This is a genomic window from Rhodoblastus sp. (assembly GCF_052145335.1).
Classification (GTDB): domain Bacteria; phylum Pseudomonadota; class Alphaproteobacteria; order Rhizobiales; family Beijerinckiaceae; genus Rhodoblastus.
In genome coordinates this window covers 39,839-49,126 of sequence record NZ_JBKQOU010000344.1, presented here as the reverse complement: position 1 = coordinate 49,126, position 9,288 = coordinate 39,839, and the positions used below count along the sequence as shown (strand labels likewise).

Annotated in this window: 9 protein-coding genes; 6 read left to right on the top strand and 3 right to left on the bottom strand. The window is 62.5% G+C overall.

Features of this window, described 5'->3' with window-relative positions; genetic code table 11:
- Positions 1-19: 19 nt before the first annotated feature.
- Complete coding sequence (gene ispG / locus ACLP2E_RS21015) at positions 20-1,315, bottom strand: flavodoxin-dependent (E)-4-hydroxy-3-methylbut-2-enyl-diphosphate synthase (protein WP_442467007.1); 1,296 nt, start codon at positions 1,313-1,315, stop codon at positions 20-22.
- A 166-nt stretch (positions 1,316-1,481) separates the two neighbouring features.
- Between ispG and ACLP2E_RS21010 the strand changes: the two genes are divergently transcribed.
- Together ACLP2E_RS21010 and ACLP2E_RS21005 are read left to right on the top strand one after the other, a co-directional pair.
- Complete coding sequence (locus tag ACLP2E_RS21010; protein ID WP_442462271.1) at positions 1,482-2,267, top strand: 3-hydroxybutyrate dehydrogenase; 786 nt, start codon at positions 1,482-1,484, stop codon at positions 2,265-2,267.
- Between the two features lie 73 nt (positions 2,268-2,340).
- On the top strand, positions 2,341-3,366 hold the full coding sequence (locus ACLP2E_RS21005) for a patatin-like phospholipase family protein (RefSeq protein WP_442467006.1): 1,026 nt from the start codon (positions 2,341-2,343) through the stop codon (positions 3,364-3,366).
- Here the strand turns inward: ACLP2E_RS21005 and ACLP2E_RS21000 are convergent.
- Entirely contained in the window at positions 3,363-4,022 is a 660-nt protein-coding gene (locus tag ACLP2E_RS21000) for a class I SAM-dependent methyltransferase (protein WP_442462769.1), read from the bottom strand. The two genes, ACLP2E_RS21005 and ACLP2E_RS21000, sit on opposite strands and share 4 nt — an antisense overlap.
- Positions 4,019-5,710 carry an AMP-binding protein gene (locus ACLP2E_RS20995; RefSeq protein WP_442467005.1) on the bottom strand — a complete coding sequence of 564 codons (1,692 nt, stop codon included), beginning with the start codon at positions 5,708-5,710 and terminating at the stop codon, positions 4,019-4,021. The genes ACLP2E_RS21000 and ACLP2E_RS20995 overlap by 4 nt, the downstream gene beginning before the upstream one ends.
- A 177-nt stretch (positions 5,711-5,887) precedes the next feature.
- Here ACLP2E_RS20995 and ACLP2E_RS20990 point away from each other — a divergent pair, with 177 nt between their 5' ends.
- From ACLP2E_RS20990 to rimM, 4 genes are all read left to right on the top strand, one after another.
- Positions 5,888-6,283, top strand: a complete 396-nt coding sequence (locus ACLP2E_RS20990) for an MAPEG family protein (RefSeq protein ID WP_442462771.1) — start codon at positions 5,888-5,890, stop codon at positions 6,281-6,283.
- Positions 6,284-6,583: 300 nt separating this feature from the next.
- The gene (gene ffh / locus ACLP2E_RS20985; RefSeq protein ID WP_442467004.1) at positions 6,584-8,188 is read left to right on the top strand and encodes a signal recognition particle protein; all 1,605 of its coding nucleotides are present in this window, start codon (positions 6,584-6,586) and stop codon (positions 8,186-8,188) included.
- A gap of 129 nt (positions 8,189-8,317) precedes the next feature.
- Positions 8,318-8,674, top strand: coding sequence for a 30S ribosomal protein S16 (rpsP, locus tag ACLP2E_RS20980; RefSeq protein ID WP_442467003.1), 357 nt, complete (start codon positions 8,318-8,320; stop codon positions 8,672-8,674).
- A 76-nt stretch (positions 8,675-8,750) separates the two neighbouring features.
- Positions 8,751-9,287, top strand: coding sequence for a ribosome maturation factor RimM (gene rimM, locus ACLP2E_RS20975; protein ID WP_442467002.1), 537 nt, complete (start codon positions 8,751-8,753; stop codon positions 9,285-9,287).
- The last annotated feature ends 1 nt before the right edge of the window (position 9,288 follow it).

Below are 9,288 nucleotides of genomic sequence, written 5' to 3'. Positions count from 1 at the left end.
AGGAGGATAAGCTCGTCGCTCACTCCGCGGCGCTGGCGTTCTTGCCGCCAAAGCGCTGGGCGACATAATCCTCGACGATCTTCTCGAATTCCTTGGCGATGCCCTCGCCGCGAAGCGTCATCGCCTTATTGCCGTCGATGAACACCGGGGCGGCCGGCGTTTCGCCGGTTCCCGGCAGGGAAATGCCGATATCGGCATGTTTCGATTCGCCGGGACCGTTGACGATGCAGCCCATCACCGCGACGTTCAGCGTCTCGACGCCCGGATAGATCTTTTTCCAATCCGGCATCCGTTCGCGGATCAGTCCCTGAATATCGCGGGCCAGCTCCTGAAAGACGGTGGAAGTGGTGCGGCCGCAGCCGGGGCAGGCGGCGACCAGCGGCACGAAAGTGCGGAAGCCCATGGTCTGCAGGATTTCCTGCGCCACCTGGACTTCCACGGTGCGGTCGCCGCCGGGTTCTGGCGTTAGCGAGACGCGAATGGTGTCGCCGATGCCTTCCTGCAGCAAGATCCCGAGCGCGGCGGAGGAGGCGACGATGCCTTTCGAACCCATCCCGGCCTCGGTCAGGCCGAGATGGAGTGCGTAATCGGAGCGCCGCGCCACCATGCGATAGACCGAAATCAGGTCCTGCACGCCGGAAACCTTGGCGGAGAGGATAATGCGGTCGCGCTGCAGGCCGATTTCCTCGGCCCTTTCGGCGGAGAGAAGCGCCGAGCGGACCAGAGCCTCGCGCGTCACGGCGCGGGCGTCCACCGGATGCGCCGCCCTGGCGTTTTCGTCCATCAGGACGGTCAGCATTTCCTGGTCGAGCGAGCCCCAATTGGCGCCGATGCGCACCGCCTTGTTATGCTTGATCGCCAGTTCGACGATGGCGCCGAACTGCTTGTCCTTCTTTTCCTTGAAACCGACATTGCCGGGGTTGATGCGATATTTCGCCAAGGCTTCGGCGCAGGCGGGATGATCGGCCAGCAATTTGTGGCCGATATAATGAAAATCGCCGACCAGCGGCGTGAAAATGCCCACATTATCGAGCTTTTCGCGGATTTTCGGCACGGCGGCAGCGGCCTCGTCGCGGTCCACGGTGATGCGCACCAGTTCCGAACCGGCCTGGGCGAGGGCCGCGACTTGCTGCACCGTCGCTTCGACATCGGCGGTGTCGGTGTTGGTCATGCTCTGCACGACGACCGGCGCGTCGCCGCCGACGGTCACGGCGCCAAAACCTTCGCCGACGCGAACGCCGATGCTTTCGCGCCTCAATCGCGGCGCGGCGGCGATTTCGGTGTCGCAAAGCGGCGGAAAGCCAAGTTCGGTCATCGACCTTTTCCCATAAATGTCATAAATTCGGGCTCTTATATCAGAGGAATTTTGCAGACGCGAATTTGTTGCCGCTCCAACTTACTCCTATTGCCGAGCTGCAATTTCTCCTCCGCGCTCTATAGTCCCGCCGAAGCTCGCTTATGCCTTCAATCAGGAGATGATCATGTCGCTCGCCGCCAAAACCGCCGTCGTCACCGGTTCCACTTCGGGCATAGGCCTTGCCATCGCCCGTGCTTTCGCCAAGGAAGGCGCCAACATCGTGATCAATGGCTTTGGCGACGCCGCCGCCATCGAAGCCGAGCGCGCCGGCATCGAAAAGGATTTCGGCGTCAAGGCGATCTATGACGGCGCCGACATGTCCAAGCCGGCCGAAATCACCGCCATGATCGCCAACGCTGAAAAGACCTTCGGCTCCGTCGACCTTCTGGTCAACAATGCAGGCGTGCAGTTCGTTTCGCCGATCGAGGATTTTCCGCCGGAAAAATTCGAGCAGATCATCGCCATCAACCTCGCCTCGGCCTTCTATACCATCCGCGCCGCCGTTCCCGGGATGAAGGCGCGCAAATGGGGCCGGATCATCAATACCGCCTCGGCCCATTCGCTGGTCGCCTCGCCGTTCAAGTCGGCCTATGTCACCGCCAAGCACGGGCTGGCCGGGCTGACCAAGACGGTGGCGCTGGAACTCGCCACTTTCGGCATCACCGCCAATTGCATCTCGCCCGGCTATGTCTGGACGCCGTTGGTCGAAAAGCAGATTCCCGACACGATGAAGGCGCGCAACATGACCAAGGAGCAGGTCATGAATGACGTTCTGCTCGCCGCCCAGCCGACCAAGCAATTCGTCACCGTGGACGAACTCGCGGCTCTGGCCGTGTTCCTGGCTTCCGACTCCGCCAAGCAGATCACCGGCGCCAATATTTCGATGGACGGCGGCTGGACCGCAGCCTGATCTGCTCTAAGATCAGGCTCGCGGCGCGCGAAAGAATCGGACCCGGTTTTTTGCGCGCCGCTTGAGGAACGCCATGCCCGCCGCAAAAGAGACGCCGCACAAGAAGATCAATCTGGCGCTTCAGGGCGGCGGCGCGCACGGCGCCTTCACCTGGGGCGTGCTCGACAAGTTGCTGGAGGACGGACGCCTTCAGTTGGACGGAGTGAGCGGGACCAGCGCCGGGGCGATGAATGCGGTCAGTCTGGCCGAGGGGATGCGCAAGGAAGGGGTCGAGGGCGCCCGCGACCAGCTCGCAAAATTCTGGCGCGCGGCCAGTCTCGACGGCGGATTTGCGCCGGTGCAGCGCGATATCATGGAAGGCGTGCTGAATTTTTGGAACGCGACGCCGATCGCCACCATCTTCCAGCAGGCGGCGGGCATGCTCTCGCCCTACGAAATGAATCCGCTCAATATCAATCCGCTGCGAAATGTTCTCGCCGCCCAGGTCGATTTCGCCGCCCTGCGCGCCAGCGATCATCTGAAACTGTTCATCGCCGCCACCAATGTCGAATCGGGAAAAGTGCGGGTGTTCCACCGCCCGGAACTGACCATCGACATGGTCGTGGCTTCCGCCTGCCTGCCGACGGTTTTCCGGGCGGTGATGATTGACGGCGTTCCCTATTGGGACGGCGGCTTTATGGGCAATCCGGTACTCTTTCCCTTCTTCTACGAAACCGAGACGACCGACGTCGTCCTCGTCCAGATCAATCCGATCGAGCGCAAGGGCACGCCTGAATCGGTCGCCGAAATTTTGGGACGGATCGACGAAATCACGTTCAATTCGTCCTTGTTGCAGGAATTTCGCGCCATCGATTTCGTGGCGCGGCTGATCGCCGAAGGTCGCCTCGAGGGCACGAACTACAAATGCATTCGCCTGCACGTCATCGAAGCGCAGGACGAACTCAACAAATTCGGCGCGGCCAGCCGGATGCGGTCGGATTATGATTTCTTCGTACAATTGCGCGACATCGGCCGCCGCGCGGCGCAAAAATTTCTCGACGCGCATTTCAACGATGTCGGAGTGCGGGCGACGCTCGATCTGCGGGAGGCGTTGGTTTAACCTTCGCCCAAGAACCGCCAGACCTGGCTTTTCTTGATCTCGCAATCTTCCAGCGAACGGGTGACGGCGATGCGATATTCAGCGAGCGATTCCAGTTTTTCGCGCGCCAGATAAGCACGGCCGGGATCGCCGATCAGCACCAGCGCGCCCCGTCGCGCCAGGGTTTGCAGCCAGCCGGTCACGTCCTGCGCCATGTCGCGCTCATAGGAGACATCGCCCGCCAGCACCACGTCCCAGCCTTCGTCGTGGCCGATGAGGTTTTCCATTCGCGGCGCCAGAACGACGCCATTAGCCTCGGCGTTCAGAACCATGGCGGCGCCGGAAAAATCGTCGATGTCGCAGGCCTCGACCCTCGCCGCGCCCGCCTTGGCGGCGGCTATGGCGACGAGGCCGGAGCCCGAGGCGAAATCGAGCACGTTGCGGCCGGCGACGAGATGCGGATGATCGAGAATATAGCGGGCGAGCGCCTGGCCGCCGGCCCAGGCGAAGGCCCAGAAAGGCGGGGGCAGGCCGATTTCGCCGAGTTCGTCCTCGGTCTTCTGCCATAGTTCAGTCGCCTCGTCGGCGAGATGCAGCGAAATTTCAGGCGCGTGCGGAACCGCCAGAAGCCGCGTCTCGGCGCGGATGAAACCGGCCCGGTCCAGTATTTCGTTCACGAAGAAAGACTATCCTTCAAGCTCCGGCGCAAGATTTTGCCGACATTGGATTTGGGCAATTCGTCGCGGAAAATGAATTCGCGCGGCATTTTATAGCCGGTCAGCCTTTCGCGGCAAAAGGCGCGCAAGTCGTGTTCGGCAAGATCTTGCTCGCGCGGCACGATGAAGGCCACGACTTCCTCGCCGGTCGCCGCGAAGGGCCGGCCAATCACCGCCGCCTCCCGAACCTTGGGGTGTTCGACGAGAATTTCCTCGATTTCGTTGGGATAGACTTTGAAGCCAGACACGATGATCATGTCCTTCAGCCGGTCGACAATCTTGATCTGCCCGTCCGGCAGCATCACACCAGCGTCGCCGGTGCGGAAGAAACCGTCGGCGGTCATCGCCGCCTCGGTCGCCATTGGACGGTCCCAATAACCGGCCATGACCTGCGGCCCCCGTGCGCAGATCTCACCGGGCTCGCCCATTGGAACCGCCGCGCCGGAGGGGTCGCGGATCGAAATCTCGGTCGAGGAAACCGGATAGCCCACTGTGCCGGTGAATTCCTCGATGTCCGGGCGATTGACGCAAAGCACCGGCGAGGTTTCGGAAAGGCCATAGCCTTCGATAATCGGCTTGCCGGTCAATTGCCGCCATTTGCGCGCCACCGCGGGCTGCACCGCCATGCCCCCGGCGGCGAAGATGGCGACGGGGCCGTAATCGATGGTTCTCATGCCGGGATGATCGACCAGTGCGTTGTAAAGCGTGTTCACCCCGTTGAAGAAAGTGAAGTGGCTTTTCTGCAATGTCTTGACCAGTCCGTCGATATCGCGCGGATTGGCGATCAGCAGGCAGGATCCGCCCATCCGCAGCTGGAACCACAGGCAGGCGGTCATGGCGTAGATGTGATAGAGCGGCAGGGCGGTCACCGAGACCGAGGGTTGGTCCGACTTGAGCGTCGGCGCGAACCAGGCGATGTTCTGCTCGGCATTGGCTGCGATGTTACGATGAAGCAAAACGGCGCCCTTGGCCGTGCCGGTTGTGCCGCCGGTATATTGCAGCACCGCCAAGTCGTCACCGGATATCGCCACGGGCCGGGGCTTCAGGGCCTTGGCCTGCCGCCTCATTGCCGCGAAAGTCAGGGCGCCCGGAAGATCGGCCTTCGGAACCGCCTTTTTGATATGGCGCGAGACGAAATTGATGAGCAGACCCTTGGGTCCAAGCAGGTCGCCCGGCGCAACAAGAATGACGCGCTCGAGCTGCAGTTTTTCGCGTACGGCCGCGACTGTGGCGGCGAAATTTTCCAGCACGAACAGAAAACGCGGTGTCGCATCGAGGATCTGGCCCTCGAGTTCGCGCGACGTGTAGAGCGGATTGATGTTCACCGCTATGCCGCCCGCCTGTAGAATACCGAGCAGGATGGCGGGATAGGCCATGACATTGGGCGCCATGATCGCCGCGCGGTCGCCCTTGGCGAAACCATTGTTCTGCAGCCAGGCGGTGACGCGATCCGCCGCCGCGCCAAGTTCGGCATAGGTCATGCGCACGCCAAAACTTACCAGTGCGACGCGGGAGCCATAGAGATCGCGGCTGCGGCGCCAGAGATCGACCAGTGTCGAATTATTTTGCGGCTCGATTTCAGCCGGCACGCCGGGAGGATAATGGGCGATCCACGGCCGCGCAGCTTGAACCTGATCCGAAACGTTCATTCTTTCCTCCCGCCATCGGCCTTTTGGCCTGTTATTGGTTCACATATAAACTTTGATATCAATCCTTGGCAAGTTCATCCTGCTTGACGGCGCCGCCGACCACGGCGAAAGCTTGGCTTGTCCGTAACGATCCAGGCGGGCGTTGGTTCAAAGCGTCTCGTCCGACGAGGAGTCCCCATGTATTATTATACCGCGCTGGTCACTTTGGCCTCGGTGTTTTTCTATTCCTGGCTTGGGTTGAGCGTCGCAAAGGCGCGCGGCCAATACAGGATCGCTGCGCCGGCGACAACCGGCGATCCGGCGTTCGAGTGTATTTATCGCATCCAGATGAATACCTTGGAATGGATGGCGATCTATCTGCCCTGTCTCTGGCTGTTCGCGTATTTCGTCTCCGACGCCGGCGCCGCCGCCATCGGCTTGGTGTGGATCGTCGGGCGCTACCTTTACAAGCGCGGCTATGAGGAGGCGCCGCAAAAGCGTAGCTTGGGCTTTACGGTTCAAGGCTTGGCTGTGGTAGTGCTGTTTCTTGGAGTCCTGATCAATATTCTGGCGCGTCTGGCTCTGGGCGACTGAATTCAAACGAATTGACTCCAGGCGGCTGGAGGGCTAAAAGCGCCCACTCTCGTTAGAGACGAATTTCTGCGAAAGCTGACCCGCGCCGAATGCGGGAGGCCAACGCCCGGCAGCGCGATGCGCCCCCGGGCGCGTTTTGCTTTGCAGGATCGCTTTGCGAGAGGCCGCGTTTCACTGGCGGCTTCGGAAACCTGCCCGTACCCGAAAGGGGCGGCCTAGGAGCGAACGCGACGCCGAGCTGATGCGAGGAACTCGCAGACCACGACTTCGTGGTCTGCGAAAACAAAGAAGGATTTTTTCATGTTCGAGGGCCTTTCCGAAAAGCTCTCCGGCATATTCGACGGCCTGACGCGTCGCGGCGCCCTCAGCGAGGAGGACGTCAACGCCGCCATGCGCGAAGTGCGCCGCGCCCTGCTCGAAGCGGACGTCGCCCTCGACGTGGTGCGCTCCTTCGTCGACAAGGCGCGCGCCCGCGCCGTCGGCGCAGAAGTGGTGAAGTCGATCAAGCCCGGCCAGATGGTCGTGAAGATCGTCAATGACGTGCTGATCGAGACCCTCGGCTCCGACGCCGAGCCGATCGACCTCAACGCCGCCTCGCCGGTGGCGATCATGATGGTCGGCCTGCAGGGCGCGGGCAAGACCACGACCTCGGCGAAAATAGCCAAGCGCCTGAAGGATCGTTTCAACAAGCGGGTGCTGATGGCCTCGCTCGACGTGAAGCGTCCGGCGGCGCAGGAACAGCTTGCGGTGCTCGGCCGCCAGGTCGGCGTCGACACTTTGCCGATCGTCGCCGGGCAGACCCCGGTGCAGATCTCCCGCCGCGCCGAAGAGGCTGCGCGTCTGCAAGGCTATGACGTCGTGCTGTTCGATACCGCGGGCCGCACCCATATCGACGAGCCGCTGATGTTGGAGATGGCCGAGATCAAGGCCGCCGCCAAGCCGCATGAAATCCTGCTCGTCGCCGACGCCCTGACCGGTCAGGACGCGGTCAACCTGGCCAAGAATTTCGACGACCGCGTTGGCATCACCGGCATCGTCCTCACCCGCGTCGACGGCGACGGTCGCGGCGGCGCCGCCCTGTCGATGCGCGCTGTGACGGGAAAGCCGATCAAATTGATCGGCACCGGCGAAAAAATGGACGCGCTAGACGATTTCCACCCCCAGCGTATCGCCAACCGCATTCTCGGCATGGGCGACATTGTCGCCCTGGTCGAAAAGGCGGCAGAAACCATCGACGCCGAAAAGGCCATGCGCATCGCCGACAAGATGCGCAAGGGCAAGTTCGACCTTCAGGACATGGCCGATCAGCTGGCGCAGGTCGAAACCATGGGCGGCCTCGGCGGCATCATGGGCCTGCTGCCCGGCATGGGCAAGATCAAGGAACAGATGGCCGCCGCCAAGATCGACAACAACATGATCAAGCGCCAGCGCGCGATCATCTTGTCGATGACGCCGGCCGAGCGGCGCAACCCGGACATTCTCAAGGCGTCGCGCAAAAAGCGCATCGCCTCGGGTTCGGGGACCAAGGTGGAAGAGGTCAACCGGCTGCTCAAGCAGCACCGCACCACCGCCGACATGATGAAGGCGATGGGCGGCGCCAAACGCGGCCCCATGGCGCAAATGGCCCAGGCCTTTGGTCTTGGCGGCGGCATGCCGCAGCCTTCGCCGGAGGAAATCGCCGAATTGCAGAAGAAATTCGGCGGTGGCGCCGGAATGGGCCTGGGGATTCCGCAAAATCCGCCGGCGGGCGCCTTTCCGGTCAAGAAACCCGAACTTCCTGGCCTGCCCGGGCTCGGGTCCGGCAAGGCGGGCGGATTGCCCGGCTTCCCAGGCGGTCTGCCGGGGGGCTTGCCAGGTCTTGGCGGCGGACTGTCGGGGCTGAATCCATTCGGCAAGAAGAAATGAGTTTTTCGCTCCGTCGTCGTTGCGGCGGGGTTTGGGACAGCCGGAAGAGGGGCCGGCCGTTTGATCATCGAAACAGTGCCCGCCCCTCGGCGTAAAACTCCCGCAAGGGAAAGCAAAAAGGAAGAGAACATGTCGTTAAAGATTCGCCTGTCGCGCGGCGGCGCCAAGAAGCGCCCGTTCTACCGCGTGGTCGTCGCCGACGCCCGTTCCCCGCGCGATGGCCGCTTCATCGAAAAGCTCGGGACGTTCGATCCGCTCGCCCCGAAGGATTGCGAGACCCGCCTCGTCCTCGACGTGGAAAAGGCCAAGGAATGGCTGACCAAGGGCGCGCAGCCGACCGATCGTGTCGCTCGCCTGCTCGACGGCGTCGGCGCGATGAAGCGCGAGCCGCGCAATAATCCGGAAAAGGCGCTGCCGAAGAAGAAGGCGCAGGAACGCACCGCCGCGGCCGCCGCCGCCGCCGAGAAAGCCGCCGCCGCCGAATAAGCGCCTCGGAACGGAAAAATTGCGCGCCGCCGCTCCTTTGTGACGCGGCGGCGCTTTTCGCTTTTGGGAGACGCCGGTGGACGACGAGGTTCTGGTCGGGGTTTTTGGCGCGCCGCACGGCGTTCGCGGTGAAATGCGGGTGAAGTCTTACATGCAGGAGCCAATGAGCATCGCCTCTTACGGGGCCTTGCACGATTCGGCTGGCCGCGAATTTATCCTCGCCGCCGCCCGCCCGTTGAAAGACGACCTGCTGGTCGTGCGGGTCAAGGGCGTCGCCGATCGCGACGCCGCGCAAAAACTCACCAATGTCCAACTGTACCTTTCGCGCGAAAAACTGCCGCCGCCCGACGATGACGAGTATTATTGCCGCGACCTGATCGGCCTGCGCGCCGAAACCGGCGAAGGCCAATTGCTGGGAACCATCCTCGACGTGCTCAATTACGGCGCCGGCGACATATTGGAAGTGGCGCCGCCGGCCGGCGAAACCCTGCTGTTTCCCTTCACGCGCGCCGTCGTGCCGCGCGTCGACCTGGAGGCGGGAATAGTGATAGTCGAGCCGCCGTTCGTCGTCGACGACGAAAGCCCGTCCGAGCCTGAACAGCCGGAAGCCTGAG